Genomic DNA, 16,108 nt, shown 5'->3' with positions numbered 1-16,108 from the left:
CCTTGGACGTTGGGCAAAGCCGGCCCGACCGGGCCGGCTTGGGTTTATATCTCAACGGGAGTTGATTAGAACTTCTGGGTGTAGTCGAGGTAGTAGATACGACCATCGATGCTGTACACATCTTCGTCGTAGGTGAAACCATCGCTCTCAAGAGACGGACCTACGTTGAACATGTTCTTCACACCGACCTGGATCTTGCCGTCCCAGGGGGCATCCACACCGACGTTCAGGTTCCAGGTGGTCTGGGAGGCGATATGACCCACTTCCTCACCGGTATCGGCAATGTAGTCCTGGCTCTGGGAGTCGATGTAGCTGGCGCTCAGGTAGGTGTCCATGTTCCACCACTGCGGCACATTGACCCCGACCCCAGTGTTGAAGCGCAGTTGTGGCTTGCCGTTCTGACCAATCTTGTCGACGACGGGACCGCCGGCATACAGACCTTCCTTGTACTCCAGGATGTAGGTGCTGCCGAAGTCATAACGAATGGTTGCCACGTTCAGGTCGTACTTGTAGTCAGCCTTGAAATCCAGACCGCTGGTGTTCAGCTCGCCCAGGTTGACCATGGGGGCTGTGCCCTGTTTGATCTTGCCCTGGCTGTTACGCACTATGTTGCTGGAACTGCCGTTGTTCAGCTCGTCATAGATGATGGACTGCAGGGAGTTCAGCTGAATGACGTCAGTGATCTTGATGGTGTAGTAGTCAAGCGACAGGTTCAGATCATCCAGCGGACTGTAGGCCACGCCGAAGTTCCAGGTATCTGCCGTCTCTTCCTTCAGGTCCTTGTTGGCGGTACGAATGGTGGTGTATTGCTGGTTCGGGCAGGCGGCAGCCGAGATACCGTTTGCTTCGCAATAGACATAGTCCTTGGCCCAGTCGGCAGATTCAGAATCTGCAGAGTAGAGATCGCTCAGGCTGGGTGCCCGGAACGAGCGGGACCAGGAAGTGCGCAGCATCAGGTTGTCCAGCGGCTGGTAGCGCAGACTGGTCTTGGGTGAGAAGGCACTGCCGAAGTCGCTGTACTTGTCGAAGCGACCAGCCACGTTGAGTTCAATCTGATCCGTGATGGGTACCAGGGACTCGATGTAGGCGGCAGTCACGTCACGAACACCACCGGAGGAGTTACCGGCGGAGCCTATGATGTTGCCAGCTTCCGATTGGGCATCGTACTTGTCGACATAGACCCAGTCGTTGTATTCGGCGCCGGCGTACCAGCTGACCGGCCCGGCCGGCAGTTCTCCCATGTCCCACTGGACTCCGGCGTACCACTGATAGAAGTCCATGGTGGAACGACGGCTGGTGTCGGCAGCCATGGAGGCCGTGGTGGAGGCATCAAACTCACCACCGACAAACTTGCCATCTTCGATGGCCTTCTGGGCGGCAGACTTCAGCACATAGCCAGTGCCATTCTCCTTGTTGTCGGTCTTGGAGTACATGTAGCCGGCGTTCCACTGCATGTCACCAACGCTTTCGGTCGCAATGGTGCCCTCGAAGCCCAGGTTTATGCTGCCGGTAGTGTCTGTGACCAGGTTGTCACGGGTACCGACGTTGTTGAAACGGTAGTAGGCGTAAGCGGCTTCCCCCAGCCCTTGGGTTGCTGCGGCATCCAGGCCGTTTTCGGTGAAAAACTGCGCATTTTTCGGGTTGGCAGGGTCTATGGTGAATGCACCTGCAGCCGGAGCGTAACGACCAAAGCTCTCGACCCGTGAGCCAATGATCTGGGGCACGAAGTCGACGTTGTCATTGATGTGATAGCGGCCATTCACATAGAGAGTGTCACGGCTGCGGGAAGCGGTCTTGGCGGCAACCTGGCCGTAGTTGAAGTTACAACCGCCCTCGAAACTGGTGAAGGGTTCCTTACAGGTGCCGTCTGGATTGGTGGAACCTGCCAGTGGACCGTATTTCCAAATGGCATCGCCATTGCCGTCCAGGCCTGTGATGCCTTCTACGTTGCGGCCGTAAACGCTGGGAGAATCGTTGCCTTGCTTGGCGAGGTAGTCACGATCACGGCTGTAGATAACGTCTTTCTTGTCGTGCTCATAGACAGTCATCAGGGAGCCTTTTTCACCGGTAATACCGGCCACGATGGAGCCGCTCTTTTCATCGCCCCCATCTTCGGTCGGACTGCCGATCCTGCCCTGGAAGGTCAGACCTTCATAACCTTCCTTGAGCACCACGTTGATGACACCACCGATGGCGTCGGAGCCATAGATGGCTGAGCCACCATCCAGGTTGACTTCCACCCGCTCAACAGCCGCCATGGGAATGGTGTTCAGGTTGATGGAGGTCCCGCCCATGGTAGGAGAACCGGCAACTCGCTTGCCGTTGAGCAGCACCAGGGTACGCTCGGAGCCAAGGCCGCGCAGACCAATGGTGGCTTGAGACTGGAAAGAGCTGCCGGAGGAGGGGGATACGCCGCCGAAGGAGTTGTAGGAGGCTTGTTTCAGGTAGTCGGCCACGGTCTGCTGACCGGACTGTTCGATCTTGGCTTTGGTGACAGAGACAACCGGGGTGGCGCCTTCCACGTCGACACGGGATATGCGGGAGCCGGTAACCTTGATCTTCTGGAGTTTTTCGACGTTTTGGCCCTCTTCGGCCAAAACAGGGGTGGCTACTACTGCCGCGCTCGCCAAGGCAAACGCTACGGCAGCAGAGAGTCTGCTTTTCCTAAGCATCGCTTATATCCTTCCTGGTTGTTTTTTTGTTTGCTTCCATACCGCCCTCGTTGGAGCGATGCGTAAGGCTTATCAAGCTTTGACGGTTGACGTCAATTGAGGCGGTGTGGATGGGGAAGGGGGGCGCAATAAGCTGACTATGTTTTAATACTTCCTGTTTCGCAGCGATTTATTCTGACTTGATGATATTTTACGATGTAAAATCGATGTTAAAATGAGAGGTTTCCATTTTATTGATTAATTTTGAACTTATCGATAAGGGGGATGTCTCGCTAGTTTTTATATTGTTAATCAAGACTTTTTTAGCATTATTTTCTGTTTTGGTGGCGTGTTCGGCTGTGGTTCAGATTGCATAGTCGAAGCGGATTTCAGTTTGTGCATATAGAGAAGGAGTTTTTATTTTGGTTTTCAGCTATGTCATTGTTTTGTAATTTAAAATCACTTTGTGGAGACTATTTTTATGGATTTAATTTAAGTTTTAAACGTTATTTAAATTGTTCATCTCGCAGTTTTTTATCTTGAAGTTGGCTTTTTCATAAAAAACTCACAGTAAATTCCACTGTTTGCCAAAGGGGCATGTCATGCCCTTCGTTCTACTTGATTTTTGTTGCAGAGCTTTTACAGTGACCGAGCGGATAGTCTGTCAATAACCGGCTATCCAGTGAGTAATGCCAGGAAGGACAGGCCCGTCACCGGATGTGACTGGCCACAAAAGAACAACAAGGACGAGGTTCCACCATGCTGTCGTATTTCTTACGTCGGATGCTTTTGATCATCCCGACGTTTCTCGGTATCACCCTGCTCGTCTTCACCATCACCCGCTTCGTGCCGGGCGGCCCGGTCGAACGCATGCTGCTGCAAGCCCAGGTTTCTCAGAACGAATCGGGCCGCTCCAGCGGCAGCAAGGGGGCGCAGGCGCTCTCCGACGAGCAGATCGAGGAGCTCAAGGCCTTTTACGGGCTCGACAAGCCCATGCTGGTCGCCTATTGGGAGTGGCTGCAGAAGCTGGCGGTGCTGGATCTTGGCGAATCGACCCGCTATTACGAACCGGTGTGGGGCCTCATCAAGGACAGGTTGCCGGTGACCGCCTTCTTCGGGCTGGCGACCTTTCTGCTCAGTTATGCCGTTTCCATTCCGCTCGGGGTGGCCAAGGCGCTCAGGCACAACAGTCGCTTCGATTCGCTCAGCTCCATGCTCATCTACATGGCCTATGCGCTGCCCGCCTACGTGGTGGGGATCTTCCTCATCACAGTGTTCGCGTTTCATCTGGAGTGGCTGCCGATGGGCGGTTTTCCGGGGGACGAGTTTGACGGCATGGAGAGCAGCTGGGATCAGATCCGCACCGTGTTCGCCCATGCCCTGCTGCCGCTCATCGCCTACGCCATCGGTGATTTCGCCATCCTCACCATGACCATGAAGAACAGCCTGATGGAGAACCTGTCGGCGGATTACGTGCGCACCGCCGTGGCCAAGGGGCTGCCGTTTCGCAAGGCGGTGACCGATCATGCCATGCGCAACAGCCTGATCCCCATCGCCAGTCACTTAGGGTCGGTGCTCACCGTCTTCTTCGGCGGCTCCTTTCTCATCGAGACCATCTTCAACATCGACGGCATCGGTCTGCTCGGCTACGAGGCCATCGTCGAGCGGGATTACCCCACCGTGATGGGCATTCTGGCCATCACCTCCATGCTGATGCTGGTGGGCAATATCGTCTCCGACATCTGCGTTGCCCTGGTCGATCCCCGCGTGCGGTTCGGAGAGTGAACATGAACCCTGTCACCTTAAAAAAACTCAAGCGTTTCAAGTCGATCAAGCGTGGTTACTACTCCTTCATCATCTTCACCACCCTGGTGCTGCTCTCCCTGCTGGCGGAGCTTTTGGTCAACAGCCGGGCACTGATGGTGAGCTATCAGGGGGAGCTCTATTTTCCCACCTATGGCGACGTGATCCCGGGTCAGCAGTTCGGGCTCGATTACGAGTACGAGACCAACTATCGCCAGCTCAAAGCCAAATTCGCCGCCGATGGCAAGGGGGATTGGGTGGTGTTGCCACCGGTGCCCTGGAACCCCTATGAGCAGGATTTCAAGCAGGACGCCTACCCACCCTACGCGCCCAGCCTGGCCGAGCGTCACCTGCTCGGCACCGACACCAGCGGCCGCGACGTGCTGGCGCGGCTGGTCTACGGCTTTCGCATCGCCATCGGTTTTGCCTTCATCGCGCTGGTGGCCAGCTATGCCATCGGGGTCACCATCGGCTGCATGATGGGCTTCCTCGGCGGGCGGTTTGACCTGGTGCTGCAGCGCTTTATCGAGATCTGGTCCCAGGTGCCGTTTCTCTACGTCATCATGATCCTGGTGTCGCTGGCCAAGCCCAACTTCGGCCTGTTCGTGGCCATCAACGTGCTGTTCGGCTGGATGGGCATCACCTGGTACATGCGCACTCTCACCTACAAGGAGCGGGCACGGGACTACGTGATGGCGGCGCGGGCCCAGGGGGCCGGTACCGGGCGGATCATCTTCAACCACATTCTGCCCAACACCCTGATGATGATCGTCACCCTGGCGCCGTTTGCCGTGGTGGGCAACATCTCCACCCTGACGGCGCTGGACTACCTGGGCTTTGGTCTGGCCCCGCCCACACCGAGCTGGGGGGAGCTGCTCTCCCAAGGCATCAACAACCTGGATGCCATCTGGATCGTGAGCTCGGTGGTGGCGGCGGTGAGTCTGGTGCTGATCATGGTCTCCTTCATCGGCGAGGCGATCCGCGAGGCGTTCGACCCGCGCAAATTTACCCGTTATCAGTGACCTGTGGCGCACTCAAGGCGCCGGGTTGCTCACCCTTAAATTGCTAAACCCCCAGTGCAGGGGTATGACCAGGAAGTCAAACATGAACAATAAAATCAAATGGATAGGTGCTCTATTCTTGTTGGTGAACGGGACCTGGGTGTGGGCGGCCAGCCTGCCTGCGGATCTCAAGTGGGAAACCAACGACACCGACCCCGTGTTCGCCTCGCCCAAGGCGCTGCCCGGCGGCAGCATCACCATGTTTGTAGACAGCTTTCCGCTGACGTTTCGCACCGTGGGGCCCGACTCCAACGGCGCGTTCCGCTCCTTCATCATGGACAACCAGCTGAGGCTCATCAGCTTCCATCCCAATACCGGCAACCCCATCCCTGCGCTGGCGACCCACTGGGCCATCGCGCCGGACAACCAGACCGTCTACTTCAAGCTGGATCCGCAGGCCAAGTGGTCCGATGGCAAGCCGGTGGTCGCCGATGACTACACCTTCGGCTACGAGATGATGCGCTCCAAGGACATCAAGGGGCCCTGGTTCAACAACTACTACACCACCGAGGTGGTGGCGGTGGAGAAGATTGACGACCACACCATCCTGGTCAAGGCGGGTACTCGCAAGGCCAAACTGGATCTGCTCAACACCACCGAGCTGTGGCCTCAGCCCAAGCACTACTACAAGCTCACCCCCAACTGGGTGAAGCAGTACAACTGGGCCGTGGTGCCCACCACAGGCCCTTACGTGATGACAGACGTGAAGAAGGGCAAGTCCATCACCTTCAGCAAGCAGAAGGGGTGGTGGGCCCAGAACTATCGCTACAACCAGCACAGGTTCAACCTCGATACCATCAAGGTGCAGGTGATCCGCGATCACAACATCGCCTTCCGTCACTTCCTGAAAGGGGAGCTGGATACCTTCGAGATGATCCTGCCCAACTGGTGGCATGAAAAAGCGGTCACCCCCGAGTACAAGCAGGGATACGTGCAGAAGGTGATGGCCATGACTGACACCAAGCAGGGTGGGCAAGGGCTGCATCTCAATATCGCCACTCCCAAGCTGGCGGACATCAACGTGCGGCTCGGCATTCAGCATGCCCTCAACATCGACAAGATGATCAAGACGGTGCTGCGTGGCGACTACGACAGAGCCACCACCTTCGGCTCAGGTTTTGGCGAGTTCACCGACATGCAGCTGCCGGAACGGGCTTATGACATCAGCAAGGCGCGCGACTACTTTGCCAAGGCGGGTTACAGCAAGCCGGGGCCGGACGGCATCCTGCAGAACGACAAGGGTGAGCGGCTGACCCTGGCGCTCACCTACACCAGCCAGGAGCACTCCAAGCGGTTGACCGTGCTCAAGGAAGAGGCCAAGAAGGCGGGGCTGGATCTGGAGCTCAACCTGGTGGACGGCGCCACCGGCTTCAAGGCGATGCTGGAGAAGAAACACGAGGCGGCCTGGATGGGCTGGGCCGGCGGCGGTCTCTATCCGCAGTATTGGGAGTCGTTCCACTCCGCCAACGCCAACAAGCCGCAGACCAACAACCTGTTCAACGTGGCCGACAAACAGCTCGACGTGCTGATCGACGCCTACAACGTCGAGTTCGACATGGCCAAGCGGGCCGAGCTCTCCCGCCAGATCCAGCAGCGCATCTATGACTTGGCCATCTTCGTGCCCGGGGTGCAGCTCAACTACGTGCGGGCCAGCAGCTGGCGTTACGTGATGCTGCCCGAGGTGCCCGCCACTAAGAACACGCCGGATCTGCTCTACTGGCCCATGGACGGCTATCCCCACAGCAGTGGCGGCCTGCTCTGGCTCGATCCCAAGGTGAAGGAAGATACCCTGAAAGCCAAGGAGGCAGGGGAGGCGCTGGCGCCCATCAACCTGCTCGACAAGACCTATGCACGTCACTGATATGGCGCAGAAGGGAGCAGCAGTCATGCCCAACACACAGGCTCCCCACCCGGGCGCCCGGGATCATGGGAGGCAGCTCGGCGTGGATGATGGCCAGAGCAAGGCCCCGATTCTTGAGGTGCGCGATCTCGAGGTGGAATTTGCCGTCGACGACGGCAAGATCAAGGTGCTCGACGGGGTCAGCTTCCAGGTTGCCCCCGGCCAGACCCTGGGGGTGGTCGGCGAGTCCGGCTGCGGCAAGAGCGTCACCTCGCTCGCCATCATGGGGCTGTTGCCCAAGCCTCATGGTCAGGTGGTGGCGGGTTCCATCCGTTTTCAGGGGGAGGATCTGCTCGCGCTGTCACCGGATCAGATGTACAAGGTGCGCGGCAACCGCATCTCGATGATCTTTCAGGAGCCGATGACGGCACTCAACCCGGTGCAGACGGTCGGCGATCAGCTGATGGAGGTGTTCCGCCTTCATCGTCCCGACTACAACAAGGCCCAGCGCAGGGAGGCGGCCATCGCCATGCTGCAGAAGGTGGGGATCCCCGAGCCCGCCCAGCGCTTTGCCGTCTATCCCCACAATCTCTCCGGCGGCATGCGCCAGCGAGTGATGATCGCCATGGCGCTCGCCTGCGAGCCGGCGCTGCTTATCTGCGACGAGCCGACCACGGCGCTGGATGTGACCATCCAGGCCCAGATCCTGGAACTGATGAAGGAGCTGCAGGCCCAGACCGGCATGGCCATCATCTTCATCACCCACGATCTCGGGGTGGTGGCGGAGCTGTGTGACGAGGTAGTGGTGATGTATGCCGGCCGGGCGGTGGAGCAGGCCGATGTGTTCGAGCTGTTTGACCACCCGCGCCATCCCTATACTCATGGTCTGATGAGCTCGATCCCGCGGCTCGAGGATGAGCCCAAGAGCCTGCTCAAGACCATCAAGGGCCAGGTGCCCGCCCTGCACGAGATGCCCGCCGGGTGCCGTTTCTCCAACCGTTGTCCCCATGCCACCGAGATCTGTGTGAGCGCCATTCCGGCCACCGAGCAGCTCGCCGAGCGGCATGGGGTGGCCTGCCACCACTGGAGGGAGCTAGCCGTATGAAGACGCTTTTATCGGTGCGCGACGTGAAGCAGCACTTCCAGCTGGGCGGTGGCTTGTTGCGCAAGAAGTATCACGTCTACGCGGTGGACGGCATCAGCTTCGATCTCAAGCAGGGGGAGACGCTGGGGCTGGTGGGCGAGTCCGGCTGCGGCAAGTCGACCCTGGGGCGCACTCTGCTCAAGCTGTTCGAGCCGACCGCCGGCACCATCACCTTCGAGGGGCGCGACATCACCCACCTCCGGCCCAAGGAGATGCGATCTTTGCGCCAGGAGATGCAGATCGTGTTTCAGGATCCTGCGGAATCCCTCAACAGCCGTCACACGGTGGGGCAGATCCTGGAGGAGCCCTTCGTCATCCACGGCAAGGGCAACGCCGAACAGCGGCGCGTCTGGGTGCAGGAGCTGCTGGAGAAGGTGGGGCTGCCCGGCAGCGCGGTGGATCGCTATCCCCATGAGTTTTCGGGCGGCCAGCGCCAGCGCATCGGGATCGCCCGGGCCATCGCCCTCAAGCCCAAGCTGCTGGTCTGTGACGAGGCGGTGTCGGCGCTGGATGTGTCGGTGCAGTCCCAAATAGTCAACCTGCTGCTCACCCTGCAGCGGGAGATGAACCTCGCCATCATCTTCATCGCCCACGACCTGTCGGTGGTCAAACACATCTCGGATCGGATTGCGGTGATGTATCTGGGCCGGATCGTCGAGCTGGCCGAGGCCCAGTCGCTCTATCTGGCACCCCGCCACCCCTATACCCAGGCGCTTATTTCGGCCATTCCGGTGCCGGACCCGCGTCGGCGCAGCCAGCGCATCCTGCTGACGGGGGATGTGCCGTCTCCCATCTCGCCGCCGAGCGGCTGCCACTTTCATCAACGCTGCCCTTACGCCGGCGAGCTGTGCCGCACCAAGTCGCCGAGCCTGCAGCCGTGCGACGGGGCCGATCATCAGGTGGCCTGCCACACGCCGTTGCCGCTGGCCGAGGCGATCCCCCTGGGAAAGGCGGTATGATGCCGGTGCCCGCATCGCAGCAAGATGGCACGGGAAACAACGAATAAAAAATGGGGCCTGCGGGCCCCATCTTCATGGTTGGAGTTCAGGTTTGGCCGTGGAACATCTGGCCAGGGCAGGACAGCTCCCCCGCAAGGGGATGGCTGCTGTGTGGATTGCTGTTTTTTGTAATTTTACTACTAAAATGTTCGATCACGCTTTCACGAAATTGCCCGCTGGCGGCATCAGGCACCATAGCGGAAGTAGTAGTTGCGGGTTGCCGGCGCATAGGTATCTTTCTCTACGACGCCTTTCTTGCTGGTTACACCCTTCAGGTGGAACAGAACTGCCAGATTCTCAAACATATATTCACCTCATTGCTCTGTCGTTGATTTGTTATCTGTGACCTGGATCACGCTTTGATCCTATGGTCTTCTGTGAGCTGGATCAACTTTTTGTGTTGTAAATTTACATAAATCATAGAAAGGGTTTTCAAATCCAAGATTGCTTATGGAGACGGTTTCAGCAGGCTCTCAGATTGATCCCCGTGGTCTGGCTGACGGGTCTGGATGAGCCACGGATGGGGGACGGCAGAGCAGTCCGGCGGTTTTGAGGGGAAACATGCCAAGGGCTGGCGGGAGCAGGCAAAAAAATACCCCGCACCTGGCGGGGTATGTGGTGTGGCCGGTCGGCCTTGGCCTGCGGGCTTATTTGGCCGGGATCTGTTCCAGCACGTGAACCAGCAGTTGCCAGAACCGCTCGACCGCCGGAATGTGCACCTTCTCACCCGGGGCGTGGGCGCCGCGGATGGTCGGGCCGAAGGAGACCATGTCCCACTCCGGGTAGGCGCTCTTGAACAGACCGCACTCGAGGCCGGCGTGGATCACCATGACGTTCGGCATCTCGCCGAACAGGGTCTGGTAGCTGTTGCGTACCAGCGCCATTACTGGGGAGTCCACGTTCGGTGCCCAGCCCGGGTAGGCGCCGGTAAACTCGCAACTGGCGCCAGCCAGATTGAACAGGGAGCGGGTCATCTGTTCGACGCTCTCGCGACCGGAGTCGATAAGGGAGCGGATCAGGCACTGTACGTACACTTCACCATCCTGGGTCTTGATGACACCCAGGTTGGTGGAGGTTTCGGTCACGCCTGGGATGGCATCGCTCATGCGGATGACGCCGTTCGGGCAGGCCATCAGGGAGTCCAGCAGGCGGGCCTGCAGGGACTCGCTCATCAGCTGGGCCGGTTTCTCCTGGGATGTGAGCAGCACGGTCAGGTTGGCTTCGGTGGCGGCGAGCTCGCTCTGGTAGATGCCGGTATAACGGTCAACCAGGGCCTTGAATTCGTTGACGCTGGCGGCGGGTACCAGCAGCTTGGCCCGGGCCTCGCGCGGGATGGCGTTGCGCAGGGTGCCGCCATGGATCTCGGCCAGACGCACGCCCAGCGGCTCGGCGGCCTTAAGCAGACGCACCAGCAGCTTGTTGGCGTTGCCGCGGCCGCGATGAATGTCGACCCCGGAGTGGCCGCCGCGCAGGCCCTTGACCAGCAGCTCGAAACCTTCACCCTCGGTAGCGGCGACCAGCTCCAGCGGGAAACGGATATTGGCATCCACCCCGCCGGCGCAGCCCATGTAGACTTCGCCATCCTCTTCGGAGTCGGTGTTGAGCAGGATCTCGCCCTCCAGCCAGCCCGCTTCCAGACCGAAGGCGCCGGTCATGCCGGTCTCTTCGTCGGTGGTCAGCAGCACTTCCAGCGGACCGTGCTTGATGGTCTTGTCGGCCAGCACGGCCAGGCAGCCAGCCATGCCCATGCCGTTGTCGGCGCCCAGGGTGGTGCCGCGGGCAGTGACCCATTCACCGTCGATGTAGGCATCGATGGGATCCTTGGTGAAGTCGTGCTGGGTGTCGGCGTTGGCCTGCGGCACCATGTCGATGTGCGCCTGCAGCACCACGGCCTTGCGGTTTTCCATCCCCGGCGTGGCCGGTTTCTTGATGATGATGTTGCCGACGGCATCTTGCTTGACCGCCAGACCTTCCCCTTGTGCCCATTGGACGATCCAGGCGCTCAGCTGGGCTTCGTGCTTGGAAGGGTGGGGGATGGAGCAGATCTGTTCGAAGAAATGCCAAATCAGTTTGGGAGAGAGAGAACTAAGCTGTGCCACGTCGGGACTCCTTACCAGCACGGAAGATGACAGGGCCCCGGTAGCGGGGCGAGCAAGAGGATAACGATAATACAGTCAATCACACAAAAATGTGAGCGATCAGCGCAAATTGCGGGCGGCTTGTGCTGGCAAGCGGGGGAATGGCAGCGTACAGCTCCGGTATGGATGAAACGAACCAGCACAAAAGAAAATTTGTGACTCTCATCACAAAAATATTGAGTTTATGGCGCCGGCTGGTAAATTAACGACCGTGGTTCGCCACCCGTCAGGATGACGATGAATGCCTCCAGGGAACCGAAGCAAAGCAAGTGCGCCTCCATGGAACCGAGTGTCCGTTCAAGGATCTGAACCCGCATTAAGGTACGTAACTTGTTAAGCAATCAGGAGTTTATGATGTCAGGCAGCAATTCAACCTATTGGTTCGCCCAGTCTCTTTATACCCAGGGTTTCAACTATCCGAACCCCTACGCCAGCCGCCGTTAAGGCAGGTTGCCGGCCGGGCTGACAGGCAGATCGAAAACAGCAGGCGAGTGAGGAATCCATCCTCCCCCTGCTATTTTTTTATCTGCTGCTCGGCGAACTCAGCCCGGGAGAGGGAAAAAGAGGGAGTCAGCCGGACTTGCTTCGATTTTTTCCTGCATTTCGCATACGTTTGCCAGTCAATTTATCCGCAAACGATGGTATCATGCCCGCCCAACAGCCTGTCTGCGGTCCTGCCCCCTCTGTGACATGACCGCCAGCTCTGCCCATCCTGCTTCCATTGCATCTGTTTTCGCTGCCGAGGGTCTTCTCCCGAGGCGGCCGCGGTGCAAGCCGAATTTGGGAAAAAGGGCCGTCAGCATTAACGAAATCACGTGCATCAGCACGGGGTTTCAAGTCTTAAGTGATTGTTTTTATAACTCGTTGAGATCGATAGTATGCCGAAAAAGTTTTATGTGTCGTGGGACAACCTGCAACGTGAAGCGCGCCGTCTGGCCCGTCGTCAACTGCCCGTCAGCCAGTGGAAAGGGATCATCGCGGTCAGCCGCGGCGGCCTGGTACCGGCTGCACTGATGGCGCGTGAACTTGGCATCCGCAACGTCGAAACCCTGTGCATCTCCAGCTATGACCACAACAACCAGCGTGATCTGGTGGTGGTGAAGGCCGCCACCACCGCCGGTGACGGCGAAGGCTGGCTGGTGGTGGAAGATCTGGTTGACACTGGCACCACCGCCAAGGCGATCCGCGAGCTCTACCCCAAGGCCAAGTTCATCGCGATCTTCGCCAAGCCGATGGGTGAGCAACTGCTGGATGACTTCGAAGTTGCCATCCCGCAAGACACCTGGATCGAACAGCCGTGGGATATGGCGCTGGAGTTTGCCACGCCGATCTGCGACGAAGAGTAAGCAGCGAATCAGCTTCACAGGGCTCCTATATGGAGCCCTGTTTTTTTGTGGTGCAACTGGCTGCCGGGCGGGAAAAGTGGTTAAGATGGAGCCATTGCATGACAGTATGAGTAATAGCTTTGGACTTGAACGACGACCTTAACCTGACCGAGAAGCTCTTTACCCGGGTAAAAAAGGTGCTGGAGACCTCGGAAGTCTCCAACTCCAGCCCGGTCGCGGAGCAGGATGACATTGTCGACGAGACCTTCATCGACGGTTCCATGTCATCGCGCTGGTATCGTCTGCTGCGCCGGCCGACCTGGGCCTGGCAGGGGGCGGACCCGGTCGAGGTGGAGCAGACCCTGGCCTGCATCGCCATGGGAGAGGGCGAGCGTACCCACGAGCGCTTCCTGGATACCATCAAGGGTTATGTGCCCGGCAACTGGGTCTATGAGTGGAGCCAGCTGGCCGGCCGCTACTTCAACCGGGGTCGCGAGCTGGTGGCACAGGGCGAGCGGGCCGCCGCTCTGAAGAGCCTGCTCAAGGCGGTGCGCTACTACTCCATCGCCAGCTATCCCCATCTGAAGAATGACGAGCTGGCGGATCAGGCCCAGCTGCTCGGCAACATGGCCTACCGCGAGGCGGGACGCCTGTTCAAGGTGCCGCTCAAGGAGCTGCAGGTGCCGTTTCGCGGCAAGCACATTCAGGGCTACCTGCATCTGCCGACCACCGACAAGCCGGTGCCTCTGGTCATCGTCAGCGGTGGCATCGATTCGCTGCAGGTCGATTTCCTCAATTTCTATCTCAAGTGCCTGGAACCCAACGGCATCGGCATGTTGTCGCTCGATATGCCGGGCATCGGCTATGCCGAGCACTGGCCGCTGGTGCAGGACACCAGCCGGCTGCATCAGGCGGTATTGAATCATCTGTCCGAAGTGGCCTGGGTCGATCATCAGCGCATCGCCATGGTGGGTTTTCGCCTGGCGGGCAATGTGGCGGCGCGCCTCGCCTTCATCGAGCCGTTCAAGCTCAGGACCGTGGTCTGCATCGGCGCCGGCGTCAATCAGGTGTTTACCAATCAGGAGATGTTTGCCCGCTGCCCGCGCATGATGCGGGACGGGCTGGCCAACCGGCTGGGGGCCGATGCAGCCCAGTGGGAGTCGCTGCGTACCAAGTGCCAGGTATTTTCACTCAAGACGCAAGGATTGCTGGGGACTCGCACTTCCGTGCCGATATTGAGTATTGGACACAAGAAAGATTTTATTTGTCCCGAGCAGGATGTCCGGGCATTGGCGTCCGCCAGCCGCAACGGCAAGGCGGTGGTGTTCGACAAGCAACCCTTGCTGGAGGTATACGACGAGGCGTTGAAAGAGATGGTCGACTGGCTCAAGAAGCACCTATGTACATGATATAGCGCTAAAATATAACGTCATCCCAGGGTGATGTGGCTTGTTCAACAGGGAGGTTAACATGTCAGAAAGAGTGACCTACAAGCGACTGCTGAGGCTGTTTGCCGCGATTGGCCCCTATTTACGTGAGGACCTGTGTGAAGAGGGGCGTTACCGTTTCGACTGCCTTTCCGTCTGTGTCAGCGCCAAGCCGGCGCCGGACAAACGGGAATTCTGGGGCTGGTGGCTGGTGCTGGAGCAGCAGGATCACAGCTTCAGCTATCACTATCAGGTCGGCTTCTACAACGCCGAAGGGGAGTGGCTCAACAAGCCGCTGCCCAAGAAACATCAGGCTGAAGTCGAACGTACCCTCAACCACTTCTACAAGCTCATCAGTGACAAGCTGCACCAGCTTGGTTGCCAGCTCGCTCCCGCCGAGCAGGTCACCAACGAGCTGACCGTCACCGCCGCCTGATGACCCGCCGCCCCGCCAGCCACCCATCGGCTGGCGGGGCGTTTCTTTGCCGCTTGCTCCGCTTTGCCTGCCCCCGCCGCTGCCCTGGTGTTAATTGCCTTGCAGGGCAACAGGGCCGTGGGTATAAAGGGATTCCTTATATTTCAGCCTTTTTGCTCCCATGGAAAACAGAACCATAGTCGTCAAACTGGGCACCAGCGTGCTCACCGGGGGATCTTCCCAGCTCAATCGTGCCCACATGGTTGAGCTGGTCAGACAGTGTGCAGCCTTGCACCGTCACGGCCACAGGGTCGTGGTGGTCACCTCGGGGGCCATCGCCGCCGGCCGTGAGCATCTGGGCCACCCTCCATTGGCGCCAACCCTGCCCAACAAGCAGATGCTGGCGGCCGTCGGCCAGACCCAGCTGATCCGGGTATGGCAGGATCTGTTCAACCTCTATGGGCTGCACATCGGTCAGATGCTGCTGACCCGCGCCGATCTGGAGGACAGGGAGCGTTACCTCAATGCCCGCGACACCCTGCGTACCCTGCTCGATCACCGCATCATCCCGGTCATCAACGAGAACGACGCGGTGGCGACCGCTGAGATCAAGGTGGGCGACAACGACAACCTCTCCGCTCGCGCCGCCATCCTGGCCGATGCGGATCTGCTGATCCTGCTCACCGACCAGAAGGGGCTGTTCACCGCCGATCCCCGTACCAACCCGGATGCCCAGCTCATCGAAGAGGTACAGACCATCGACGACACCCTGCGCAAGCTGGCGGGTGACAGCGTCAGCGGGCTCGGTACCGGCGGCATGGCCACCAAGCTGCAGGCCGCCGACGTGGCGCGCCGCGCCGGCGTCAACGTGGTGATCGCCACTGGCCAGATGCCGGAAGTGGTCGGCCGTCTCGCCAAGGGCGAGCGCATCGGCACCCTGTTCCCGGCGCTGGCGTCGCCGCTGGAAGGGCGCAAGAGCTGGATCCTGGCAGGGCCTCCTCCCCACGGCGAAGTGCAGGTGGATCAGGGCGCCGTGGCCGCCATGCAGGAGAAGGGCTCCAGCCTGCTGCCCAAGGGCATAGTGGCGGTGAAAGGCGATTTTGTGCGTGGCGACGTGGTGCGCATTCTCGACCCCAAGGGGGCCGAGCTGGCGCGTGGCATCTGCCGTTACAATCATCTGGAGCTGGACAAGCTGCGCGGCGTCCATTCGGACAACATCGAACAGGTGCTGGGTTACGGCTACGGTGCCGTGGCCATCCACCGCGACGATATGGTGCTGCTGTGAGTCGCCAGCCGCTGCCACGCA

Annotated in this window: 11 protein-coding genes; 9 read left to right on the top strand and 2 right to left on the bottom strand. The window is 59.3% G+C overall.

The annotated features are described in order from the left end of the window. Positions 1-65: 65 nt before the first annotated feature. Positions 66-2,672 carry a TonB-dependent receptor plug domain-containing protein gene (locus R2E40_RS18040; RefSeq protein ID WP_318164060.1) on the bottom strand — a complete coding sequence of 869 codons (2,607 nt, stop codon included), beginning with the start codon at positions 2,670-2,672 and terminating at the stop codon, positions 66-68. A 738-nt stretch (positions 2,673-3,410) separates the two neighbouring features. Between R2E40_RS18040 and R2E40_RS18035 the strand changes: the two genes are divergently transcribed. The 5 genes from R2E40_RS18035 to R2E40_RS18015 all read left to right on the top strand — a co-directional run bounded on the left by R2E40_RS18035 (position 3,411) and on the right by R2E40_RS18015 (position 9,458). Next, a complete protein-coding gene (locus tag R2E40_RS18035) occupies positions 3,411-4,436 on the top strand; it encodes an ABC transporter permease subunit (protein ID WP_011707197.1) in 1,026 nt (341 codons plus the stop codon). Next, complete coding sequence (locus tag R2E40_RS18030) at positions 4,433-5,476, top strand: ABC transporter permease (protein ID WP_318164059.1); 1,044 nt, start codon at positions 4,433-4,435, stop codon at positions 5,474-5,476. The genes R2E40_RS18035 and R2E40_RS18030 overlap by 4 nt, the downstream gene beginning before the upstream one ends. Before the next feature lie 82 nt (positions 5,477-5,558). Continuing rightward, a complete protein-coding gene (locus R2E40_RS18025) occupies positions 5,559-7,376 on the top strand; it encodes an extracellular solute-binding protein (RefSeq protein ID WP_318164058.1) in 1,818 nt (605 codons plus the stop codon). A 25-nt stretch (positions 7,377-7,401) separates the two neighbouring features. Further along, on the top strand, positions 7,402-8,460 hold the full coding sequence (locus R2E40_RS18020) for an ABC transporter ATP-binding protein (protein WP_010633026.1): 1,059 nt from the start codon (positions 7,402-7,404) through the stop codon (positions 8,458-8,460). Next, on the top strand, positions 8,457-9,458 hold the full coding sequence (locus R2E40_RS18015) for an ABC transporter ATP-binding protein (protein ID WP_043120859.1): 1,002 nt from the start codon (positions 8,457-8,459) through the stop codon (positions 9,456-9,458). Before R2E40_RS18020 ends, R2E40_RS18015 begins: the two co-directional genes overlap by 4 nt. 686 nt (positions 9,459-10,144) lie before the next feature. Here the strand turns inward: R2E40_RS18015 and R2E40_RS18010 are convergent. Continuing rightward, complete coding sequence (locus tag R2E40_RS18010) at positions 10,145-11,596, bottom strand: aminoacyl-histidine dipeptidase (RefSeq protein WP_017409363.1); 1,452 nt, start codon at positions 11,594-11,596, stop codon at positions 10,145-10,147. A gap of 917 nt (positions 11,597-12,513) precedes the next feature. On the opposite strand from R2E40_RS18010, the gene gpt reads away from it, so the two are divergent. The 4 genes from gpt to proB all read left to right on the top strand — a co-directional run bounded on the left by gpt (position 12,514) and on the right by proB (position 16,087). Then, positions 12,514-12,981 (top strand): xanthine phosphoribosyltransferase, encoded by a 468-nt coding sequence (gene gpt / locus R2E40_RS18005; RefSeq protein WP_011707189.1) that lies wholly within the window; start codon positions 12,514-12,516, stop codon positions 12,979-12,981. 119 nt (positions 12,982-13,100) lie between these two features. Further along, entirely contained in the window at positions 13,101-14,369 is a 1,269-nt protein-coding gene (gene frsA / locus R2E40_RS18000) for an esterase FrsA (RefSeq protein ID WP_318164057.1), read from the top strand. 61 nt (positions 14,370-14,430) lie between these two features. After that, complete coding sequence (crl, locus tag R2E40_RS17995; RefSeq protein WP_318164056.1) at positions 14,431-14,823, top strand: sigma factor-binding protein Crl; 393 nt, start codon at positions 14,431-14,433, stop codon at positions 14,821-14,823. Between the two features lie 160 nt (positions 14,824-14,983). Continuing rightward, positions 14,984-16,087: a glutamate 5-kinase gene (gene proB, locus R2E40_RS17990; RefSeq protein ID WP_011707186.1), complete on the top strand. Its 1,104-nt coding sequence runs from the start codon at positions 14,984-14,986 to the stop codon at positions 16,085-16,087. Positions 16,088-16,108: the final 21 nt, after the last annotated feature.

The sequence above is a fragment of the Aeromonas sp. CD genome, from assembly GCF_033349375.1.
Taxonomy (GTDB): domain Bacteria; phylum Pseudomonadota; class Gammaproteobacteria; order Enterobacterales; family Aeromonadaceae; genus Aeromonas; species Aeromonas hydrophila.
This window is presented reverse-complemented; position numbering and strand designations above follow the sequence as displayed.